The following is a 23767-nucleotide window of genomic DNA, read 5'->3' on the forward strand; positions in this document are numbered from 1 at the left end:
CTTCACTTTCGATACGCGAGATTGTCATGCGCCGTTTGCTCTGCCTGTTGCTTTTAGTGCTCGCCCTTCCGGCCACCGCCGCCGGCTTGCTGGACAGTCGGCCCAGTTCGACGCTGGGCTCGATCAACAACAGCGCCGACTTTCTGCCGGTGCGTGAAGCCTTTCAGTTGAGTCTGGTAGAAAGCACACCGCAATCGATCAAGCTGCGTTTCGTTGCCACCGAGGGCTACTACCTCTACCGGCACCGCTTTCAGTTTCGCGCCGACCCGGCCGATGTTGCCCTGGGCGCCGCGCAACTGCCCAAGGGCGAACAGAAGCACGATGAGTATTTCGGCGATGTCGAGGTCTACCACGGCATTCTCGAAGTCGAACTGCCGCGCACCGATCAACGCGCCTTCACCCTGGCGGTGACGTATCAGGGGTGCGCCGACAAAGGCTTGTGCTATCCACCCGAAACCGAGCGCCTGAGTATTGATGGCAGCGCGGGCGCGCCCCCGGCCTGGAGCTGGCGCGAACTGGCGCTGTTCTTCCTCGCTGGCCTGGGCCTGACGTTCACACCGTGTGTGCTGCCGATGCTGCCGATCCTGTCCGGCGTGGTGTTGCGCGGTCAGGTGGGTGGTTTGCGCGGTTTTAATCTGTCCCTCGCTTATGTGCTGCCAATGGCAGCCTGCTTCGCCCTGCTTGGCGCGTTGATGGGGATGTTCGGCGCACAGCTCAATCTTCAGGCGCGGTTGCAATCGGCGTGGGTGCTGGTGCCGTTCGCGACGTTTTTCTCGTTGTTTGCCTTGGCCATGTTTGGCGTCTTCGAACTCAAGCTGCCTCACGCCATCAGCAGCCGGCTGGATCGGATCGCCGGTCGTACCGAAGGCGGTTCGTTGTGGGGCGCCGCCGTGCTGGGCGTGGTTTCCAGCCTGTTGGTGTCGCCCTGCGTCTCGGCACCGCTGGCCGGCGCGCTGCTGTACATCAGCGCCAGCGGCGATGCATTGGGCGGTGGTCTGAAATTGTTCATGCTCGGCCTTGGCATGGGTGCACCGCTGTTGCTGGTCGCCACTGGTGGCGCCGCTTGGCTGCCGAAAAGCGGACCCTGGCTGATCTATGTGAAAAACGCGATTGGCGTTTTGTTGCTGGGGCTGGCAATCGGCCTGCTCAGTCGAGTACTGCCGGGTCAGATCACGTTGCTGTTGATCGGCTTGCTGGCCGGTGGCGTCGGGTTGTTCATGGGAGCGCTGGAATTCGTCTACAAACCGCCGAGAAAACGCCTGGGCCAGTTGCTCGGGATGTTCCTGCTGTTTTACGCGCTGGCGTGTTGGTACGGTGCATTCAGCGGCCAGACCGACCCGCTCAATCCGATTGGCCAGCCGCGCACGGTTGCCAGCAATGAGCAACCGCGAAACACCAGGGCCTGGCAAACCGTCAGCACCCCGGCAGACCTGGACCGCGTCCTCGCCGAAGCCAAATCTTTGGGCACCCCGCTGCTGCTCGACTGGTACGCCGACTGGTGCATTAGCTGCAAAGTCATCGAACACGAGGTGCTCAACGATGCCAGGGTTGTCGAAGGCCTCAAAGGCTATCGACTGATCCGCTTCGACATCACCGCCAGCAACGTCGAGCAGCGCGCCCTGCTCGACCGCTACAAACTGTTCGGCCCGCCAGCGCTGATGTTTTTCGGCAAGGACGGCGTCGAACACGCCGATGTGCGAGTGATCGGCGAGATCAACGCCACGGACTTCGCCGAACGTGTTGCGAAAGCAAATGACCGGATTTAATAACCCGGTCACATATTTCGCGCAATCATCGGCCATCGTGCTGGCTATTGCATAGAACTGGACAGTCACAAAGGCTTTGCGGCATAGTCGCCGGGTTCTGACAATTGCACACAGATCACAAGGAACAGCAGATGGCGACGCTACTGGTTCTGCACGGACCCAACCTGAACATGCTCGGCACCCGTGAACCGGGCACCTACGGCGCTACGACACTGGCGCAGATCAACCAGGACCTGGAACGCCGTGCCCGTGAAGCCGGCCACCATTTGCTGCACCTGCAAAGCAACGCCGAGTACGAATTGATCGACCGCATCCACGCTGCCCGCAGCGAAGGTGTGGACTTCATTCTGATCAACCCAGCAGCTTTTACGCACACAAGTGTCGCATTACGTGACGCGCTGCTGGCGGTGAGCATCCCATTCATCGAAGTGCATTTGTCTAACGTGCACAAACGCGAACCTTTCCGCCATCACTCTTACTTCTCCGACGTAGCGGTGGGAGTGATCTGCGGCCTTGGCGCCAGCGGTTATCGACTGGCCCTGGAGGCCGCACTAGAGCAGCTTGAAAGACCGGCAACGGCTTGAACAACAAGCGTTAAACGCCCCTGACCGACCCTTGGGAGTTGATGATTCATGGATATCCGTAAAGTTAAGAAACTGATCGAATTGCTGGAAGAGTCTGGCATCGACGAGCTCGAGATCAAGGAAGGCGAAGAGTCCGTTCGCATCAGCCGTCACAGCAAGACCCCGGCTCAGCAGTATTACGCTCCAGCGCCAATGCACGCTCCGGCGCCGGCGCCTGTTGCTGCTGCTCCGGTTGCCGCTGCCGCTCCTGCTGCTCCGGCCGCGCCAGTGCTGAACGGCACCGTTGCCCGTTCGCCTATGGTCGGCACGTTCTATCGCAAGTCTTCGCCAGGCTCGCCGTCCTTCGTTGAAGTCGGCCAGACCGTGAAGAAAGGCGACACCCTGTGCATCGTCGAAGCCATGAAGATGATGAACCACATCGAAGCTGAAACCAGTGGTGTGATCGAATCCATCCTCGTCGAAGACGGCCAGCCGGTTGAGTACGACCAACCGCTGTTCACCATCGTTTGAACCGCGGAGAGACTTTGATGACTGCGAAGTTGGAAAAAGTTCTGATCGCCAACCGCGGTGAGATTGCCCTGCGGATTCTGCGTGCCTGCAAAGAGATGGGCATCAAGACTGTCGCCGTTTACTCCAAGGCCGACAAAGAGCTGATGCACCTGGGTCTGGCAGACGAATCCGTCTGCATCGGCCCGGCCTCGGCCGCGCACTCTTATCTGCACATCCCGGCAATCATCGCTGCGGCTGAAGTGACCGGCGCTACCGCCATTCACCCAGGCTACGGTTTCCTTGCGGAAAACGCTGATTTCGCTGAACAGGTCGAGAAATCCGGCTTCGCGTTCATTGGCCCGAAAGCCGACACCATTCGCCTGATGGGCGACAAGGTATCGGCCAAGCACGCCATGATCGCTGCGGGTGTTCCAACCGTTCCGGGTTCCGACGGCCCATTGCCAGAAGACGAAGAAACCGCTCTGCGCATCGGTCGCGAAGTCGGTTACCCGGTGATCATCAAAGCCGCTGGCGGCGGCGGTGGTCGTGGCATGCGCGTTGTGCACAAAGAAGAAGACCTGATCTCCTTCGCGAAACTGACCCGCACCGAAGCGGGCGCGGCGTTCGGCAACCCGATGGTCTATCTGGAAAAATTCCTGACCAACCCACGTCACGTGGAAGTTCAGGTGCTTTCCGATGGCCAGGGCCACGCCATCCATCTGGGCGACCGCGATTGCTCGCTACAACGTCGTCACCAGAAGGTTCTCGAAGAAGCGCCGGCACCGGGCATCGACGAGAAGGCACGGGCCGAAGTCCTCGCACGCTGCGTCAAGGCTTGCATCGACATCAACTACCGTGGCGCGGGTACTTTCGAGTTCCTGTACGAGAACGGCGCGTTCTATTTCATCGAAATGAACACCCGCGTTCAGGTTGAGCACCCGGTTTCGGAAATGGTCACCGGCATCGACATCGTCAAGGAGATGCTCAGCATCGCCGCTGGCAACAAGCTGTCGTACACCCAGGAAGACGTGGTTATCCGCGGTCACGCACTGGAATGCCGAATCAACGCCGAAGACCCGAAAACCTTCATGCCGAGTCCAGGCACGGTCAAGCATTTCCACGCACCAGGCGGCAACGGCGTTCGCGTCGATTCGCACCTGTACAGTGGCTATGCCGTTCCGCCGAACTACGATTCGTTGATCGGCAAGCTGATCACCTACGGCGCAACCCGTGATGAAGCCCTGGCGCGCATGCGCAATGCGCTGGACGAAATCGTTGTCGACGGGATCAAGACCAACATCCCGCTGCACCGCGACCTGGTCCGCGATGAAGGCTTCTGCAAAGGTGGAATCAACATCCACTACCTGGAACACAAGCTGGCCGGCGAAAAGCATTAAGCTGTGATCCATACCAACAAAGCCGCTTTCGAGCGGCTTTGTTGTTTCTGAAGGTTTCATAATGTGCACGCGAGCAAGGCCGCTCCCACAAAAGCCCCGCGCTCGCGTAAACTTGCGCGCTTCTCGCAGCCCGCTAGGCTGCAATCAATATTTTTCAAAGGTGCCCGCCATGCCTTGGCTGCAAGTCCGTCTCGCCATCAGCCCAGAACAAGCCGAAACCTACGAAGACGCTTTCCTTGAAGTGGGCGCCGTATCGGTGACCTTCATGGACGCCGAAGATCAGCCGATCTTCGAGCCGGAACTCAACACCACGCCGCTGTGGTCGCACACGCACCTGCTGGCCCTGTTCGAAGGCGGCACCGAAGCCACCACCGTACTGGCCCACCTTGAGTTGCTGACTGGCAGTCCGCTGCCCGAGCATCACAGCGAAATCATCGAAGACCAGGACTGGGAACGTAGCTGGATGGACGGTTTCCAGCCGATGCGTTTCGGCCAGCGCCTGTGGATCGTTCCAAGCTGGCACGCCGCGCCAGAGCCCGATGCCGTGAATTTGCTGCTGGATCCGGGCCTGGCGTTCGGCACCGGCACTCACCCGACTACAGCGCTGTGCCTGGAATGGCTCGACGGTCAGGACCTGAAGGACTGCAACGTGCTGGACTTCGGCTGCGGCTCGGGGATTCTGGCGATTGCCGCCCTGCTGCTGGGCGCCAAGGAAGCCGTCGGTACCGATATCGACGTGCAAGCCCTGGAAGCCTCCCGTGATAACGCTGGGCGCAACAACATTGCCGAAGCACTCTTCCCGCTGTATCTGCCGGAAGATCTGCCGCAGGTTCAGGCCGATGTGCTGGTGGCCAACATTCTTGCCGGCCCGCTGGTTTCCCTGGCGCCGCAATTGTCCAGTCTGGTCAAACCCGGTGGTCGTCTGGCGCTGTCGGGCATCCTCGCCGAGCAAGGTGAAGAAGTCGCCAAAGCCTACGCCCAGGACTTCGATCTGGACCCGATCGCCAATCGCGATGGCTGGGTGCGCATCACTGGCCGTCGGCGCTAGAATGAGCGCCTGCATAAACCGGATCGCCGCATGACCGACAGTTTCGTCACCCAGTGCCCGCATTGCCAAACCAGCTTCCGCGTCAGCCATACTCAGTTGAGCGTGGCCCGCGGAGTGGTTCGTTGCGGCTCGTGCTTGCAGGTGTTCAACGCCGCCAAGCAGCTGCTTGAACAACGGGCCGGTAAAGACGCGATCACGCCAGTTACCCCGGCCATCGTCGAACCGCCGGAGCCGCGAGCCATCAGCCAAAAGCAATGGACCGCCGCCGAGCTGGATCTGGACAGCCTGGACCTGGACGAAGAACTCGCCCGCCTCGAACAACGAGAGATCCAGCCGACCACGGAATTCGGCAGACAGCGCGAAGACAACCTGAGTGCCAGCCGGGATACCGTCGAGCACGAAGAAGCGCCGTGGCCCGACAGCCTGTTCAGCGAATCGGCTGCCGATCGTGCGCAGACCGCTGAAGCCGATTTGCCGGAGCTGGAACTCGATCCGAGCAAATACTCGCGCACCGAACCTTCGCTGTCCCTGGAACCAGTGGAGCTGGACGACGAGTCTCTGCCGCCACAGCTGCGCCTGCACGACCCACTCGACGCCCCCATACATCACGAACGCCTGTCGGCGACCGATGACGTCGACGACGATCTGCCCTCGATCGAGCCTGTGCGCAAAAAGCGTGAGCCGGCTGTCCGTGCTGAAGCCCTGCAAGACCTGACCGATGACCCATTGCAACTGGACTGGCAAAAGCGCCGTTCACCCTGGGGTCGCCGATTTTTCTGGCTGCTGCTGGTCCTGCTCGGCACCGCTGCGCTCGCCGGTCAGTACATTGCCTACCATTTCGACGAGCTGGCGCGCCAGGACCAGTACCGTCCGTGGTTCCAGCAACTGTGCCCACAAATCGGCTGCACCGTGCCATCCAAAGTCGACATCGCCAAAATCAAAAGCAGCAACCTGGTGGTTCGCAGCCACCCGGACTTCAGCGGCGCACTGGTGGTCGACGCGATCATCTACAACCGCGCGCCCTTCTCCCAGCCTTTCCCGCTGCTGGAGTTGCGTTTTGCCGACCTCAACGGCCACCTGATCGCCAGCCGTCGCTTCAAGCCCGGCGAGTACCTCAACGGCGATCTCGAAGGGATGTCGGAAATGCCTCCGCAAACGCCGATCCACATCGCACTGGATATTCTCGATCCAGGTTCCAAAGCGGTGAATTACAGCCTGAGCTTCCATTCGCCCGAGTGAAACGGTTCAGTGTTACGGCTTTGACGGCATATTTCTGACTTTGACCGCTCACACCAAACCGCCGGCGATAACAGAATAACTGTTCAGATTTTGTTCAATTCAGCCTTTATCCAGTCATCGAGAGCGGGTATCATGCCAACCCTTTTTCGAACTCTCATGATCCGACCCCACAACAGGGAAGTCCTATGTCGGCGGTACGCATCGGTCCTTACATATTGCACAACGGCTTGATTCTCGCCCCGATGGCGGGAGTCACAGACCAACCCTTTCGTCAGCTGTGCAAGCGACTGGGCGCAGGACTTGTAGTCTCGGAAATGGTCACCAGCGACATGAGCTTGTGGAACACCCGCAAATCGCGGATGCGCATGATCCACGAAGGTGATCCCGAGCCCCGCTCGGTACAGATCGCCGGTGGTGATGCACAGATGCTGGCGGATGCGGCCCGGGCCAATGTTGAACTGGGCGCACAGATTATTGATATCAACATGGGCTGTCCGGCGAAAAAGGTCTGCAACAAGGCCGCCGGGGCCGCGCTGTTGAAGGATGAAGCACTGGTGACCGAGATCCTGCAGGCCGTAGTGGCTGCGGTTGATGTGCCGGTTACCCTGAAGATCCGCACCGGCTGGGACCGGGACAACAAGAACGGCCTGACCGTGGCGAAGATCGCCGAGCAGGCAGGCATTACGGCGTTGGCGGTTCATGGCCGCACCCGTGCCGATCTGTATACCGGCGAAGCCGAGTACGACACCATCGCCGCGATCAAGCAGGCCGTGTCGATTCCGGTCTTTGCCAATGGCGATATCGATTCGCCAGAGAAGGCCCGGTACGTGCTCGATGCGACCGGTGCCGATGGCCTGCTGGTAGGCCGGGCCGCCCAGGGGCGGCCATGGATTTTTCGTGAGATCGATCATTTTCTGCGTACCGGAGAGAAACTCCCGGCACTGGAGCTGATCGAGGTGGAACGCATTCTGCTAGAGCATCTGGCTGCGCTGCACGTCTTCTATGGAGACGTCATGGGCGTACGCATTGCTCGAAAGCATGTGGGCTGGTATCTCGCAACCTTGCCGGGCGCCAGGGAGTTTCGCGCCCACTTCAATCGTTTGGAAGATACGGAAGCACAATGCGCCAACGTTCAGGGCTTCTTCGCCGAACGTTACAAGAGCCTGACAGGGGACGGAGACGAGGTGGCCGCATGACGATGATGACCGAGACTTTAGTGAGTGGAACAACACCCGTGAGCGACAACGTGAATTTGAAACAGCACCTCAATACGCCGAGCGAAGAAGGTCAGACCCTTCGCGGGAGTGTCGAGAAGGCGCTGCACAATTATTTCGCCCACCTTGAAGGCGCTGCCGTCACGGATGTGTACAACCTGGTGCTCTCCGAAGTCGAGGCCCCCCTGCTCGAGTGCGTGATGAACTACGTCAAGGGCAACCAGACCAAGGCCAGCGAGCTGCTCGGGCTGAACCGAGGCACGCTGCGCAAGAAACTCAAGCAGTACGATTTGCTGTAAGCATTCAATCAAACCAGAAAGGCGCCCGCGTAAAAACGGTCGCCTTTTTTGCTGACTCCTTTGCTTTTGATGGAAATTGAAATGACCGACCAGACTACCCGCCTGCCGATCCGCCGCGCCTTGATCAGCGTTTCCGACAAGACCGGGATCCTTGAATTCGCCAAGGAGCTTGAAGCCCTGGGCGTCGAGATCCTCTCCACCGGTGGAACGTTCAAGCTGCTGCGCGACAACGGTGTTGCCGCAGTGGAAGTCGCCGATTACACCGGTTTCGCAGAAATGATGGACGGTCGGGTCAAGACCCTGCACCCGAAAATCCACGGCGGGATCCTCGGTCGTCGCGGTATCGACGACGCCATCATGAACGAACACGGCATCAAGCCGATCGACCTGGTAGCGGTCAACCTGTACCCGTTCGAAGCCACCATCAACAAGCCAGGTTGCGACCTGCCGACTGCCATCGAGAACATCGACATCGGCGGCCCGACCATGGTCCGTTCGGCAGCAAAAAACCATAAAGACGTGGCCATCGTGGTCAACGCCAGCGACTACGCCAGCGTCCTCGAAAACCTCAAGGCTGGCGGCCTGACCTACGCTCAGCGTTTCGACCTGATGCTCAAGGCGTTCGAACACACCGCCGCTTACGACGGCATGATCGCCAACTACATGGGCACCGTGAACCAGGCCGCTGAAACCCTCAGCACCGAAGGTCGCAGCGAGTTCCCGCGCACCTTCAACAGCCAGTTCGTCAAGGCTCAGGAAATGCGCTACGGCGAGAACCCGCACCAGAGCGCGGCGTTTTACGTGGAAGCCAAGCCTGCCGAAGTCGGTATCGCCACCGCCACCCAGCTGCAAGGCAAAGAGCTGTCGTACAACAACGTGGCCGACACCGACGCCGCGCTCGAATGCGTGAAGAGCTTCGTCAAACCGGCCTGCGTGATCGTCAAGCACGCCAACCCATGCGGCGTGGCTGTGAGCCCGGACGCCGAAGGCGGCATCCGTCAGGCTTACGAACTGGCCTACGCCACCGACACCGAGTCGGCGTTCGGCGGCATCATCGCCTTCAACCGCGAGCTGGATGCTGAAACCGCCAAGGCCATCGTCGAGCGTCAGTTCGTCGAAGTGATCATCGCCCCGTCCGTCAGCGAAGAAGCTCGCGCCATCGTGGCGGCAAAAGCCAACGTGCGCCTGCTGGCCTGCGGCGAGTGGTCGGCTGATCGCGCGGCTGCGTGGGACTACAAACGCGTCAACGGTGGCCTGCTGGTGCAGAGCCGCGACATCGGCATGATCGGTGCCGACGACCTGAAAGTCGTGACCAAGCGCGCTCCGACCGAGCAAGAGATCCACGACCTGATCTTCGCCTGGAAAGTCGCCAAATACGTTAAGTCCAACGCCATCGTCTACGCCAAGAACCGCCAGACCATCGGTGTCGGCGCCGGCCAGATGAGCCGCGTGAACTCCGCCCGTATCGCTGCGATCAAGGCTGAGCACGCCGGTTTGCAGGTGGCAGGCTCGGTGATGGCCTCCGACGCGTTCTTCCCGTTCCGCGACGGCCTGGACAACGCGGCCAAGGTCGGCATCACGGCGGTGATCCAGCCTGGCGGCTCGATGCGTGATAACGAAGTGATTGCTGCCGCAGACGAGGCCGGCATCGCGATGGTCTTTACTGGCATGCGCCACTTCCGTCACTGATACACCGATCCCCTGTGGGAGCGAGCTTGCTCGCGATAGCGGTCTTTCAGTCACATTAATGCTGGATGTGCCGACGCTATCGCGAGCAAGCTCGCTCCCACAGAAAAGCAGCTTCAGTGCTGCCTCCAGAATTAGCGTCATCCGAGGTTTTTGAAATGAATGTTTTGATCATTGGCAGTGGTGGCCGTGAACACGCCCTGGCCTGGAAAGTGGCTCAGGATCCGCGCGTGCAGAAGGTTTTCGTGGCTCCGGGCAACGCCGGCACCGCCATTGAAGCCAAGTGCGAGAACGTCGCTATCGACGTGCTGGCCCTTGAGCAGCTTGCAGACTTCGCCGAGAAGAACGTTTCCCTGACCATCGTCGGCCCGGAAGTGCCGCTGGTCGCTGGCGTCGTCGATCTGTTCCGCTCCCGTGGCCTGGATTGCTTCGGTCCAACCGCTGGCGCTGCTCAGCTGGAAGGTTCGAAAGCCTTCACCAAGGATTTCCTGGCGCGCCACAAGATCCCGACCGCCGACTACCAGAACTTCACCGAGATCGAGCCTGCCTTGGCTTATCTGCGTGAAAAAGGCGCACCGATCGTGATCAAGGCCGATGGCCTTGCCGCCGGTAAAGGCGTGATCGTTGCCATGACGTTGAGCGAAGCCGAAGACGCCGTACGCGACATGCTCGCGGGCAACGCATTCGGCGACGCAGGCTCGCGCGTGGTGATCGAAGAGTTCCTGGACGGCGAAGAAGCCAGCTTCATCGTCATGGTCGACGGCAAGAACGTATTGCCGATGGCCACCAGCCAGGACCACAAACGCGTCGGCGACGGCGACACCGGTCCGAACACCGGTGGCATGGGTGCCTACTCCCCTGCCCCGGTCGTGACCGCTGAAGTGCACAAGCGCGTCATGGACCTGGTGATCTGGCCGACCGTGCGCGGCATGGCCGAGGAAGGCAACGTCTACACCGGTTTCCTGTATGCCGGTCTGATGATCGACAAGGCTGGTAACCCAAAAGTCATCGAATTCAACTGCCGTTTCGGCGACCCTGAGACCCAACCGGTGATGCTGCGTTTGCAGTCGAGCCTGGTGTTGCTGGTCGAAGCGGCGCTGGCGCAAGCCCTGGACAAGGTCGAAGCACAATGGGATCCGCGTCCGAGCGTCGGCATCGTGCTGGCCGCTGGCGGCTATCCTGGTGACTATGCCAAAGGCGTTGCCATCAACGGTCTCGATGCAGCTGCAGCACTGGAAGGCAAAATCTTCCACGCCGGGACTGCACTCAAGGATGGTCAAGTGGTGACGGCCGGTGGTCGGGTACTCTGCGCCACGGCAATGGGGGCCAGCGTCGATGCCGCTCAGCAGCAGGCTTACAAGCTGGCGGCCAAAATTGACTGGGAAGGCTGTTTCTATCGCAAGGACATTGGCTACCGTGCCATTGCGCGCGAGCGTGGCGAAAATCAGGAATAAGAGCGCCATTGGGCCAGGCAAGGGCTTCGGGCCCTTGCCTGACTATTCCGGCGCCGCGCATAGTTATACTCTGGCATCAACCTACGAAGGGATTTCGCCGTGCGCTGGCTCAGGATTGCCATAGGTTTCACTGTCACACTGCTGACCTTGCTCTGCATGCTCCCGGCCCAAGCCGCGCAAGGCAGTGGCTGGGCGGTATTGCTCGACGAACAGGGCGACCTGCAGCTCAGCGACATCCGTTCTGCTCGCTACACCAATCAATTCAGCCCCGTTGAACTCGACAGCCTCACCGCCGCCGAGCCCGATGGTGCGTTATGGCTGCGTTTCAGACTCGCGCCCGGCAAGCATGAACAGTTGCTGCGGGTGTTCGCTCCCGATCTGTCGCAACTCAATCTGTATGTGCTGGACGGCGACACGCTGATCGAGCAACTGAACACCGGCACCGGCCAGCCCCAGGCTGAACGACCATTGCCCAGCAGCGACTTCATGTTGCCGCTACCGCAAAACGAAAAACCTCTCGATGTTTACCTGCGACTGGTCTCCGACCATCAGTTGCGGCCTTACATCACCCTGCAATCGGCGATCATGAGCGCAGCCCATCAGAACCAGACGCTGATCTACGGTCTGCTGTTCGGTTGCCTCGGGATGTTGATCCTGCACAGCCTCGTCCGCTACGCCTATACCCGCTCACGCAGCAGTCTCTGGCTGGCCGGATGCGAAGCATTGTTGATGCTCAGCCTGTTGCTGTTGCTGAATCTGGCAGGGCCTTGGCTGCCGAACTGGCACGCGGTGCAGACACCCGGCGCCTACCTCGCCCTGCTGCTGACGGCGCCGTGCGGCCTGATGTTCGCCTATTGCTTCTTCGCTCCACTCGGCCCGCACCCGCTGAACAAGCTGCTGCTGGGGGACATTCTGTTCATCGTGGTCTGCGGCTTGCTGCTGTTATTCGTCAACACGCTGCCGCTGAACATCATGACCTACGCCCTGGTCGCTCTGGCAGGTCTGAGCATGTTGTTCGTCAGCGCCTATCACTGGCAAAAAGGTTATCGCCCGGCGCGCCTTTTCGTCGCGGCGATGGTGGTGTTCAACATTGGCACTCTGATCATGTTGCCGGCACTGCTGGGATTGACCCTGGTCGCACCGCAGGGCTTGATCATGACGCTGCTGGGGTTGATCTGCATCAGCGGCGTGTTGATGAACATTGCGCTGAGCGAACGCCAGCGCAGCATTACCGAAAACCGTTTCAGCATCAGTCGCGACCTGGCCGCCAGCAATGCAGAGATCAACGCCAAGGCCGAATTCCTGGCAAAGATCAGCCACGAAATCCGCACCCCGATGAATGGCGTGCTGGGCATGACCGAGCTGCTGCTGGGCACGCCGCTCTCGGTCAAGCAGCGCGACTATGTGCAGACCATTCACAGTGCCGGCAACGAACTGCTGACACTGATCAACGAGATTCTCGACATCTCCAAACTCGAGTCCGGGCAGATCGAACTGGACGATGTGCAGTTCGATCTCAACGCGCTGATCGAAGACTGCCTGAGCATCTTCCGCGCCAAGGCCGAACAGCAGAACGTCGAGCTCATCAGCTTTATCCAGCCGCAAGTGCCACGCGTCATCAGCGGTGACCCGACGCGCCTGCGTCAGACCCTGCTGAGCCTGCTGGAAAACGCCCTGAAGAAAACTGACGAAGGCGAAATCCTGATCGTCGTCGCGCTCGATGAGCGCAGTGCCAAACCGCGCTTGCGCATTGCCGTGCAGGACAGCGGCGAGCCGATGGACGCCGAAGAGCGCGACGCATTGATGCACGCCGAACTGCACAGCAAGCACTTCCTCTCGGCCACCCGTCTGGGAGGCAATCTGGGGCTGGTGATCGCCCGTCAGCTGATTCGCTTGATGCAAGGGGAGTTCGGCATCAAGAGCGGTGCCAATCAGGGCAGCACCTTGTGGCTGACCCTGCCGCTGGACCCTGACCGCCTCGAACACCCAACGTCTGACCTTGATGGCCCACTGCAGGGTGCACGGGTATTGGTGGTGGACGATAACGACACGTGTCGCAAAGTGCTGGTGCAACAGTGCACCGCCTGGGGCCTGAATGTCAGTGCCGTAGCGTCCGGCAAGGAAGCGCTGGCGTTGCTGCGCACCAAGGCTCACTTGCGCGATTACTTCGACGTGGTCCTGCTGGACCAGAACATGCCCGGCATGACCGGCATGCAACTGGCCGCCAAGATCAAGGAAGACCCGAGCCTGAACCACGACATCCTGCTGATCATGCTCACCGGTATCAGCAATGCGCCCAGCAAGATCATCGCGCGCAACTCGGGGATCAAACGCATCCTCGCCAAGCCGGTGGCCGGTTACACGCTCAAGACGACGCTGGCCGATGAGCTGAACCAGCGAAACAAAGGCCTCTCCATCTCCCAGCACCTGCCCACCGGCCCGACATTACCGGTGAAGGTGCCCAGCGATTTCCGCATCCTGGTGGCCGAAGACAACAGCATCTCGACCAAAGTGATTCGCGGCATGCTGGGCAAGCTCAACCTGCAACCGGATACCGCCAGCAATGGCGAAGAAGCCTTGCAGGCGATGAAAGCCCAGCGGTATGACCTGGTCCTGATGGACTGCGAAATGCCGATCCTCGACGGCTTCTCCGCGACTCAGCAATTGCGTGCCTGGGAAGTCGGTAATCAGCGGATTCGCACGCCGGTGGTGGCGTTGACTGCGCACATCCTTGCCGAGCACAAAGAGCGTGCGCGTCAGGCCGGTATGGACGGGCACATGGCCAAACCGGTCGAGCTGTCGCAGTTGCGCGATTTGATCGAGCATTGGGTTGCCCAGCGCGATCAGCAGAACCGCACAGCGTCGACTATCTGAGAGCCCTCGGACTGACGCTCGGTGTAATGAAGCGTGTTGAACGTGATCGTGGTTGGCTGTTCGGTGCTTTTTTTGCTCAAGCGATTCAAACCGTGCTCATGTAGACGTCTTCGCGGTGCGACGCAGACAGATCGCTGGCGAACGATACGATACTGCCGCCAACCACCGCTACCGGTGGTGCAATCAGATCCGTCATGACCGAATCTCCTCTGGCTGCGTGGTGCTGCAGGCATCGTCGTGCAGGGTTAACGTTGCAACATTGGTCTCGATCCGGTCCTTGACCTTCAGAGCAATTTGAGCGCGTACAGGGGCATATACCGTTTCCGATAGATTCGCCCGGACGTAACGGCGGCTGATGATGCCTTGTACATCTTCGCCCCAATAGAGGTGCGCCAACGGGTTGGAACTCAGCAATTGATGGGTTTTGAGCTCGATACATACACTGCTGAACGAAGTCGGTGTTGGCGCCACAATCACCAGCAAACGAACATCCATCGCAGGTGCCGGCACCTCGATAGACTGCTTTTCGGACACTTTTTGCATATGGCTGCGCAACAAGTTGGTTGCCGGGTTGATGTCCGATTCGTTGACAATTTTTGACAACACTTCTGCAGTCACATGCCCTTCATCTGCCCCCACGTTGGACATCGCTGCGGCCGCCCACTGAACCGCCGACTCAACGCTCTCTGAAGGGAGATTCAAGTCTTCGCGCGCTTTACCGCGCCACATCCAGATACCATCCAGAACTTTCATGTAGGTGTCATACCAACTCACACCCGGTTCTAGTTCTGTTTTTTTATTGGCTGCCAACTGTGCGTACAACACCGTATTGACCACATCATCATAAGTGGTCAGATCCTCTGATTCGGGCACCATCAAAATCGCAGCCCCGACAATCAATACTGAATAATCACATCTCATTCAAATACCTCCACACAGAGAAGGACAGTCGTTATTTCGACTGCCCTTCCAGGCATCCATCAAATGTCGTAGTCGAGCTTAGCAATCGAGTGCTTCACTAGTTTCGACGCAATCAATTCTCGAGTAGCCGCCGCCAGCAGATCATTCTTTTCGAAAGCTGTCTCACCGCGATACAGATCTACGCTACGAACATCCGTATCGACGAACATTACTTTTGTCGATGAATTCCGGCGTGTAAAACGTACTGCGCCAATGGCAAAAACAGTAGTACCGTTAACATCGATACACGAGCCGGCCGATATTCCACCCACACCTTGTTGCAGCAAGTTGCGCTCATAAACCGTCAATGCGGTATCGCGTTTTTGCAGGGCGGAAATCGCATCACCTGCGGTTTTCAGCATCAGTGCAGTAGCCGGGCCCGGTACGGTAAGGCCGGCGACGACCGAAGCAAGGATCTCCAGCACCAGCTTGTCCATGCGGACACTGGTTCCCGAGACGTCCAGATCGTTGTAGTACCTGTTGATGGTCGACCAACCCGCTTCACCCATGACTTTACAGAACAGCGCGTACCATTCTTTACCCTGGTGTTCCAATGGAAACTGTTTGTTTGCCACAAGCGACGCATAGTGAAAAGCATTCTGCGCGTCACTGCGGTTAATACCGGTGAGGTTACCGCTGAAACTAATGAGGCCTTCGCCTACGACCGATCCTTTCGACGGCACTTCAACTTCTTCGCCTGGCACAAACAAACCACGAGGCCTAATAAGCAGTGACTCACCCAGATCATAACTCTCAAGGTTCTCTATACAGGCAGCAATATGACTTTTACTAAACATACCATTCATAACTTCTTCCTTATCGACATTAATGCAAGCTCCTCATGAACTTGTCGAAAAGAACAATAAACAAACAAACCAACTCAGACAAACCAAAACATGTAACACCGTATACAAAACCAACCTCACACAACTAACAAATCAAACTCAACCCAACCAAACACAAGTAAATAAAATCAATCCCATACCTTTTCAAACTCAACACCCACAGACACTTGACCAACTGATAGACTCCGATTCACCCGTCTCTGGATGCGAGCCAAAACCATGCTCCATGTGTTATTCAGCGTTTACCTTAAGATGCTCGTGCTCTACAGCCCGTTCTTCGTTTTGTCCTGCTTCATCAGTCTGACCCGCGGTTATTCGCGCAAGGAACAGCGACGCCTGGCTTGGAAAGTGGCAACCGCCACCCTGGTCTCCAGCGTCCTGCTGTACCTGTTCGGGCGAGTGATATTCAGTGTCTTCGGCATCACCGTGGACGCGTTCCGCATCGGCGCCGGCAGTGTGTTGTTTATCTCGGCGCTGGGCATGGCCCAGGGCAAGTCGGCGGTGCAAACCGACAACGTGCAGCAAGACGTGACCATCGTCCCGCTGACCATTCCCCTGACGGTCGGCCCCGGCACCATCGGCGCCTTGCTGGTGATGGGCGTGAGTCAGCCTCATTGGGACGACAAACTCACGGCCATTCTCAGTATTGCACTGGCCAGTTTCACGGTCGGAGTGGTGCTTTATTTGTCCAACCGTATCGAGCGGATTCTCGGTGACCAGGGCTTGCAGATCGTCAGCCGGTTGATGGGGTTGTTCGTCTGCGCTTTGGCGGCGCAGATCATCTTTACCGGGGTGAAGGGCTATCTGGTTCCGTGACGCCCAACCTTAGTTGTACTTTTCATTTTCATATCCATATGAAAAAAGCCGACAGCCACTCACACATCGAACAGGTTCAATGTTTGAGTGGCTGTCACAACTCAATCTTCTATTTTTTCAACTATTGCGGCGGGCAAAATGTCTTTGAGTAACACACTGCTCGTGCTGCCCTTCCTGGCAACCAGGGTACTTACCAGTGTTGACACCGCGAAAGACTGATAGCCGCTCATCGCCAGAAATACGTTACGGTGCAAAACAACATCGGTCGAGAATACGTCGCGAAAGATCAAACTGTGTCCGCTGTCCGCATCCACAATCACCAAGTGCTCATCGACCCGGCTCGCCCACAACTGATCCGCAACCACAATATCCCAAATCAGTTTTCCCGGAACCGAAGGCGAGTGGTCGAGCGAATGGCGGCAATCGACAATGACCGATTCAAGTTTCAACCATGCGGCTCTGGTAAGCCGACAGGTCGTTGAACCTTGACCCATTTTGAGCACCAGGATGCTGACATCATCGGCAATCAACGGGAGCAGCTCCGTACGCGTTTTCGCTCCCTCGACCACCAGTACTTCGGCGTTTCGCTGGACATAGTCGAGCGGCCCGACCTTGTTGTTCTGCGGATAGGTGTGCAAAAAACCATCCCCGCTGTCATGCAGCATCACATTAGTTTGATGCTGGGTGCCGACGAGCGTGAATTGCGCAGCAATAGCGGTCTTCGGAATGCGGATCAACCGTCCGGTCCGGACCACGTACCATTGTTGGTAGTCAGGGTCTTTGACGGACAGAAAATCGGCGCATCGATGTTCGTTCGCCAGCGCCGCCAGGCCTTCACTCAATTCACCTTCCAGTGCTGCGACCCAATGGCTGTTAACGCCCGAAATCCGTACCGGTTCGTTGTACTGTAAATCCACCTCTACACCTTCAAGCGTCGTTGCCCTCAGGCCAGAGCCTTCCACGGTTACGTCGCTAAAGGTCCAGCTCGCCCATTCCTGCGTCGGGGCTGGCAATGCCTCAGCCAGTAACAGTTTCGTCCCCTGGGCAAATGCCGTGCTCAAGTGGTCTGGATCGATAAAACCCTGACGGACAATCTTGCCGATTGAAAGATCAAACAGCCAGGTGGCCTGATCGTCTGGAGTAGTACTCAGCAACCGTACTTCTTTGCCGTGCCCCATTTCAGCGAGCAGCAGCCGACCACCCAGGTACCAGGCGCACAAACCGCCCTTGAAACCGGCCAAACCCAGGATGGCAAAACTCGGCACCGGGTATTGCAACGCAACCGTTGCCAGCGCTGACCACCACTGGGTTTTGCCTTTGAACCAGTGCTCGGTCAGCCCGCCAAATCTCAGATTCCCGTCCGGCATCATGTCAAAGAACAGACCAGAGTCGGTCAGGGCGATATAGTCCCGCTCAACGGCAACAACATTTTTCAGCCCTGGGGGGGAGATGTTGCTGGACGACCATTGTGCGCGACCATCCACCATCGACCTTTGCTGACACATGAGGCGTTGGTGAAGTTTGTCGTAGGTAACGAACACGTCGCCCTCGACACCGGCGGGAGCAATGAGCACAAGATCATTCAAGGCCTTGATCGAGTCTGCCCATCCCCGCGCATAGTGACGCCTGGCAGGTGCACGAATAATCAACCCATCACTGCTGCGCACCCAGACCAGATCCCGCGACTTGGCATCGATCTGCCAACAAATCGAAACCAGTGCACCGGGACGCCAGTTAACTTTATTGGCGGACTCTGCCAGCAAGTGATAGTTGCCCAGTACCTGCTTCCAGTCCGTCAGAGTGTCAGCGTCCAAAACAGCCTGCAGCGCAGGATCCTGACCGCGGGTAATCGAGCTGAGCAATACGGCCCGGTCATGGATCACATAGGTCAGTTCATCGCGCTGACCGTCCTTTCCAGGGATCTGCTGCACGATCTGAATGCCGCCATTGGTCACAGCCTCGAAGCGGACAATCGCCAAGCGATCTCTAACAAGCAAACGATAGTGCTGAACCAGCGTCCCGGTGATCGCATCGACCTGCCAGACATCGAAACTCTCGGGGTGATAGAAGAAAGCCGAATCCTCCAACACCGCGCCCAATATCACCTCATCTGACACCAGGACATTCGGGTCGCGGATGTACAGAAAACGATCCTGTGCCGAGTCGTAATACGCGACTACCGCCCTGGGTTCGTTCGGCTTTTCGAACGGCACCACGAAGTTGCGAACGGGGGTGTAAGACGTGGCCAGACGATGTTCATGGGTCAGTGTCTTGAAGTGATCCAGCAACGCTTGTTCCCCCAGGGCCGGATCGGCCTCTTCTTCGACAACCTCCAGCCGCAGGGCAGCCAGATCTACACGCACGATTTTGTTACCCGCCAGCTTGAGCAACACATGGTGAGCGCCACCGCCACTGAACGTCACATCCAGCGTCCCAGAAACAAGGCGCCCCCCGGCTTCTATCCGGATGTCTGTCTCCGCCAGCCATGGAGTCCGCAGCACCCAGAGCATGGCCGTATGACCGGGCGCGGCGAGTTCAAGGCTCACTCCAGGATTGAGCAACAGGGAACATTGAGCACCTGCGCCTTCTACCCGGTAGGACACCAGCCCGTGCCACGCCTTCGGCAGCGCAGGAACCGCGAGTGAATGCTCGACGTTATCGAGACGAACATTGAATACCGTTGGCTTGTAGACCGGGTTCAGCCGGTTGACCACGTACTCACCGGGAAACGAGTAGAACGAAAACAAAAACTGCCATTGCCCCTGTTCGTTCTTTTTCTCCAGTCGACGTGCCGTGTCGTACCCGCCGGCATGACGAAACGTGACAAACGGCAGCAACTTGTATTCGTAGCCGTACCAGGTCTTGGGTCTGCAGGGCAGAACGATCGTCTGTCCTGCCTGTGGTGAAAAACGCGCCGAGTCCGGCAACCCAAGGCCCTGGCGAATATCGACGGCGCGGTTGTAATCCACATCGAAATCCGGAACCCCGAAATGGTCCCGAAGCGGGAACAGTTTCGGGCTGTCGAAATGGACGGTGGATGCGCGCAAATCCAAACCGGCAAACACCAGCAAGGGATGCGCAATCCAGGCATTCGACGCCTTGTCCAGGTGATAGCCGCCTTTTACATACTCCTTTTCCAGCCCATCAAAAAACAGCGCGACCTCCTTGGCTTCCTCCGCAATGGTCGCAAAGCCTTCGGCCAGCGCCGTAACGCCCACCGCCAGCCCGCCCAGAATCACCCCGACACCCCCAAGCACCGCGGCCACCGTACCCGCGCCAGCCAGGGCTGCCCCCAGACCAGCTGCGCCCAACACCGCACTCGCGGAGTCGAAGGCCAGCTGCGTTCCGAACTGCGCCTTTTCAATGTCATTGGTGGCGTGGCTTAACTGATAAATATCAAACCCGACATTCACCAGCCCCAGCACAGTACCGACGCCTTCATTGGCGATATGCCCCAAGGCCCTTTGCACCAACGGTGCGCTGGTGCGGGCGATCAGCTTTTCATCGTCCAGTGCCTGACGCACCAGTTTCACTACGCCGAGCACATCCACTACGTTGCCATGGGCCAATTGGGCATAGTTGACGTAGGCATGCAGGCGAATAGCGGTGGTCAGGGCCTTGTCACCACCGCTGGCCGCGCCCTCGTGATGTCGCAACGCATTCATCAGGGCCTGAATGGTGAACCCGGCATTGAGCGTATGAACGCTGCCAGCGTCTGTCGGATCAAGCGGATTGACCGGCGCACGCGGGCGAGCGGCCAATGAATGGAAGGTTTCGGAGAGGAAGTTTTTAATTCTCAGGAACCGGTGATCGCTGGTGGTGACACGCTCAATGGTCTGCCCGGCATCGGTGTTGACCAGACTGATTTTGTATTCCCCTGTCGGGGTTATCTCCAGTGTCTCGAACAACGCAACAGAATCCGACGCCAGCCCGTGTTGCTCCTGCAACTGCCGTGTCGCCTGCGCGATCTGCCCACCCCACCAGTGCGCGTCCAGTTCCAGCAATGAACTGCCCAGGGCCGCATTGTTGACCAACGACTGCCCCCGGGCACTGGCCAACCGTTGTCTTACCGGCGGTGCCGCTTGCTCCGGCAACGCGCCTGGCTCCGACAGGCTTGAGACCTGAACACCGGACGAAAGCACCGTGGCGTTCAGCCCCGCACCATTGAGTTCAATCAGGTCAAAGGTCGGACGCGCCACATCCCCAAAAGCGGCGTAATGCCTGGCCATCTCCTTGCGGATGAAAAAATGCGTCAGCGCCTCACCAAACTCCGAGGCAGTCGCAAACTCGAAGATCCCGAAATTCGGATCGTAGAGCAGGTAAGCGCTATGCGACCCCTCAAGCGTTTTCGCAACCAGCATCGAGTGGTTGTCAGAGTTGAGCATCACGGTGGTGGTGGCCGTTTTTTCTTCCAGCATCGCTACGATCTCAGTCAGATCGGAGCGCATCAATGGCTTGCCTATTTCATTGACAGGGGCGCCACGCAGCTCCTCGATCATGCTCACAAACGCCCTTGAGTCGGCGGCTTCAGGTTCGGTAACTGCCAGGTAAAAACGTTCCCGCAAAGTGTTGGCCGCGGTGCTGTCTTTGTGGAGCGCAGCAGCCATGGCCAGCGCCAGCGGGTAACAGCGTCCGGCAACCCGGTCGCCCGCTCCTTCGAGCAACAAGTCCTGCGGCACCATTTTGAAACTGCCGTGATCGAAGCTCTCCAGCACTTCACCGATTCGTTCGCCAATCCGGTCGCGGTACTCGAGTTTCGCCACGTGCTGAATTCTGGCGACCAAACGCCCCCATTCCACCAGCGTCAGCGGGCGTTCGAGTGCCTGCTTCTTGAGCTCGACGCTGGTTTCGGACAAGGCCACGGGTGGGTTGGAAGCCCTCGTCAACCCGGCAAGGAAAGCCGGATGACTTTGCTTGAACAGCTCCCGTTCAATGGCCCCGTAACGGTGGATGCCCCCCAACTCCGACATCGTGTTGGCAAGGTTTTCAAGCGTTGCACTGGCTGCGTCAAAATGCTGGTTATCCAAAGCATTGACGCCCAATAGCCCACCGAGCAACAGACGTTGCAGCGGGTTTAGTTTCACGGTGAGCAGTGGGTCTTTGGCGACCCGGCTCAGCAGTTCATCCACCGACAGGTTTTGTGTCGCCGCGTCCGGGAGGGATGCCGGGGGGCGGATGTTGGAGTCCTGAGCAATGATCGCTTGCCGGTCATCGAAGCTCAGGGACAACGGCTTTTCAAACGTCATGTTGCCGTTGTGGCGCTGACTCATTGCCTGGCGAAATGGCTCACCGAGATCATCGGCCAGTTGCTGCAACAGATCGGTGATCAACACATGACGACCTTCGATCACCGGCCAGCCTTCTTCGAAATCAATACTCTGGTACTTGAGCAGCTGTGTGATATCGCCGGCATAGCGGGTTTTGAACTTCCCGGCCTCCCAACGCTGCTTTTCTCTATTCAGCCATTGAGCCGTGTCGCTCTCGTTCTCCTTCCAGGAGTGATCCAGCTCCTCCTCGGTCACCAGGTTGACGGTTGCGATGGGTGGTATGGAAACTTCAGCTCTCGAAGCTTCAGCGCCCCGTGGGGTGAAATGCTTTTTTTCGTAATCCGCCAGCCCATCGCGCATCGCAGCCGGCCCAGTCAGATAAATGGTTACTTCACTCTGCGGACGGATACCGTCGCTATAGTAAGTAGCGGCAGCTTCCATCAAAAAACTGACCGCTATTTCCTCCTCACCCGACAGTTCATGTAAGGGCCCAAACTTTTTCTCGACCACCTCCTTGGCAACCTGAATGACTGCCTGAGCGTCGATAAGCGCAATCTTTCGTTCAATGGCTAACCGGCCGGTGGCATCAACCACCTCATAGTTAAGCCTGAAACGGTCAAGAATGGCCTTGAGCATTGCTGACCCGGGATGAGCCATCATGAACGCGTTACTCAACGTGCTGTTTACGACGACAGCACGCAGTTCATCCGGTCGCACCTGGCGCTCTACCGGGCGCCGGAAAACACTGCTGATATCAGGGCGGCTCTTGGCAAAATTCTCCAGCGCCTCACGGTGCTCCAAGGGAATTTGCTCGAAATAGTTTGTGTACTTGCTGCGTATAACCTGCCGCCCCGGCATCCACTCAGGGCTGTGGTCAAGTATCAGTTGCAAAACACCCAGGCGTGCATCCGAGCCAAACCGGCTGATATCCACCCCGCCCAGGTTTTCTAATAGCGGCGGCAGATAATCGACGTCTGCATAACTGCCACCGTCGGCGACCAGTGCCTCGGCGCGCACAATATCGGAGGCGGCAGCAAAGTTGCCACGCAAGCTGATTTCTCGCTCGTAGATGTCCTGCAAGTGCAACGGTGTCGCCTCGGTGGCGAGATCGCGAAGAACAATAGCGCCCTCTTTCAGCGACAACAGACTCTGGCGGTTTTTTTCCCTTAGTACTTTCAACCGTCCTTCATCTTGGCTATAGGCTCGAACCAACAGATCGATCCTGGCGTTGTCGGCGCTCTCGCCGCGCTCTACCGCTTTATTAATGTGCGCAAACATTTGCTGCTTGAGAGCGATGACCCGCTCTTCATACTTGTCGCCTAGCTCAACAGCGTTACTACTGGCCTGCCCGCCATTCAGCATGGCGTCAGCCTTGGCTGCCTCGACAATAATCCGATTGGTTTCGTAGGCCAGCAATGCATCGCTGTCGTACCAGAGTTTGAGGGTGTAACCCTGCCCAGACAATGTCTGCTTCCAGATATTGATGTAGTCGCGCTGGATATCGCCCATACCACCGCCGAGCCAGACAAAATGCAGATTGTCAGGAACGTTTGTTTTGGGAATCAGCAACTGCTGCGTACTGTTCGACAAACGAGCCTCGAAACCTTCGAGCCGTTCGTAGATGTCTGTCACGTCGGGGGCCGCGCTCTCGGGAGGAAGCGACTCAGTCGTTCGTCGTTGTCGACCGGCAGGCCCGACAAAAGATGCCAATGCTTGCTTCAACAGGCCAAGCGGTTCCAGCATCCGGGGCGAATCGAGCAAGTCGATGCAGCCTGAGTAATACCTGAAGACGGCGTCGTACTCGTCGGTACCTTTGTGCGAAATTAACG

15 protein-coding genes are annotated in these 23767 nt (G+C 58.3%); 12 read left to right on the top strand and 3 right to left on the bottom strand.

The window, feature by feature from the left end:
- Window positions 1-26 precede the first annotated feature (26 nt).
- From MO767_RS17455 to MO767_RS17505, 11 genes are all read left to right on the top strand, one after another.
- Entirely contained in the window at window positions 27-1766 is a 1740-nt protein-coding gene (locus tag MO767_RS17455) for a protein-disulfide reductase DsbD (protein ID WP_282481509.1), read from the top strand.
- A gap of 131 nt (window positions 1767-1897) precedes the next feature.
- Window positions 1898-2350: a type II 3-dehydroquinate dehydratase gene (aroQ, locus tag MO767_RS17460; protein WP_033059577.1), complete on the top strand. Its 453-nt coding sequence runs from the start codon at window positions 1898-1900 to the stop codon at window positions 2348-2350.
- 48 nt (window positions 2351-2398) lie between these two features.
- Window positions 2399-2860: an acetyl-CoA carboxylase biotin carboxyl carrier protein gene (accB, locus tag MO767_RS17465; RefSeq protein ID WP_282481510.1), complete on the top strand. Its 462-nt coding sequence runs from the start codon at window positions 2399-2401 to the stop codon at window positions 2858-2860.
- A 17-nt stretch (window positions 2861-2877) separates the two neighbouring features.
- Window positions 2878-4236, top strand: coding sequence for an acetyl-CoA carboxylase biotin carboxylase subunit (gene accC, locus MO767_RS17470; RefSeq protein WP_282481511.1), 1359 nt, complete (start codon window positions 2878-2880; stop codon window positions 4234-4236).
- Between the two features lie 169 nt (window positions 4237-4405).
- Complete coding sequence (prmA, locus tag MO767_RS17475) at window positions 4406-5284, top strand: 50S ribosomal protein L11 methyltransferase (RefSeq protein ID WP_282481512.1); 879 nt, start codon at window positions 4406-4408, stop codon at window positions 5282-5284.
- Between the two features lie 30 nt (window positions 5285-5314).
- Window positions 5315-6523, top strand: coding sequence for a DUF3426 domain-containing protein (locus tag MO767_RS17480; RefSeq protein ID WP_282481513.1), 1209 nt, complete (start codon window positions 5315-5317; stop codon window positions 6521-6523).
- 185 nt (window positions 6524-6708) lie between these two features.
- Window positions 6709-7719 carry a tRNA dihydrouridine synthase DusB gene (dusB, locus tag MO767_RS17485; RefSeq protein ID WP_282481514.1) on the top strand — a complete coding sequence of 337 codons (1011 nt, stop codon included), beginning with the start codon at window positions 6709-6711 and terminating at the stop codon, window positions 7717-7719.
- Window positions 7716-8036, top strand: coding sequence for a DNA-binding transcriptional regulator Fis (gene fis / locus MO767_RS17490; protein WP_007907419.1), 321 nt, complete (start codon window positions 7716-7718; stop codon window positions 8034-8036). The genes dusB and fis overlap by 4 nt, the downstream gene beginning before the upstream one ends.
- Window positions 8037-8117: 81 nt before the next feature.
- The gene (gene purH, locus MO767_RS17495; protein WP_282481515.1) at window positions 8118-9725 is read left to right on the top strand and encodes a bifunctional phosphoribosylaminoimidazolecarboxamide formyltransferase/IMP cyclohydrolase; all 1608 of its coding nucleotides are present in this window, start codon (window positions 8118-8120) and stop codon (window positions 9723-9725) included.
- A 155-nt stretch (window positions 9726-9880) separates the two neighbouring features.
- Window positions 9881-11176 carry a phosphoribosylamine--glycine ligase gene (purD, locus tag MO767_RS17500; protein WP_282481516.1) on the top strand — a complete coding sequence of 432 codons (1296 nt, stop codon included), beginning with the start codon at window positions 9881-9883 and terminating at the stop codon, window positions 11174-11176.
- A gap of 99 nt (window positions 11177-11275) precedes the next feature.
- On the top strand, window positions 11276-14050 hold the full coding sequence (locus MO767_RS17505; protein ID WP_282481517.1) for a hybrid sensor histidine kinase/response regulator: 2775 nt from the start codon (window positions 11276-11278) through the stop codon (window positions 14048-14050).
- A gap of 192 nt (window positions 14051-14242) precedes the next feature.
- On the opposite strand, the gene MO767_RS17510 is transcribed toward MO767_RS17505, so the two are convergent.
- Both MO767_RS17510 and MO767_RS17515 read right to left on the bottom strand, forming a co-directional pair.
- A complete protein-coding gene (locus MO767_RS17510) occupies window positions 14243-14971 on the bottom strand; it encodes a hypothetical protein (protein WP_282481518.1) in 729 nt (242 codons plus the stop codon).
- Window positions 14972-15030: 59 nt separating this feature from the next.
- Window positions 15031-15816 (bottom strand): hypothetical protein, encoded by a 786-nt coding sequence (locus MO767_RS17515; protein WP_282481519.1) that lies wholly within the window; start codon window positions 15814-15816, stop codon window positions 15031-15033.
- Between the two features lie 258 nt (window positions 15817-16074).
- On the opposite strand from MO767_RS17515, the gene MO767_RS17520 reads away from it, so the two are divergent.
- Window positions 16075-16671, top strand: coding sequence for a MarC family protein (locus MO767_RS17520; RefSeq protein WP_007937197.1), 597 nt, complete (start codon window positions 16075-16077; stop codon window positions 16669-16671).
- Window positions 16672-16772: 101 nt separating this feature from the next.
- Here the strand turns inward: MO767_RS17520 and MO767_RS17525 are convergent, their stop codons facing one another.
- The gene (locus tag MO767_RS17525) at window positions 16773-23681 is read right to left on the bottom strand and encodes a TcdA/TcdB pore-forming domain-containing protein (RefSeq protein ID WP_282481603.1); all 6909 of its coding nucleotides are present in this window, start codon (window positions 23679-23681) and stop codon (window positions 16773-16775) included.
- Window positions 23682-23767 lie beyond the last annotated feature (86 nt).

Origin of the sequence: Pseudomonas sp. UYIF39, from assembly GCF_029963765.1 — a bacterium.
Taxonomy (GTDB): Bacteria; Pseudomonadota; Gammaproteobacteria; order Pseudomonadales; family Pseudomonadaceae; genus Aquipseudomonas.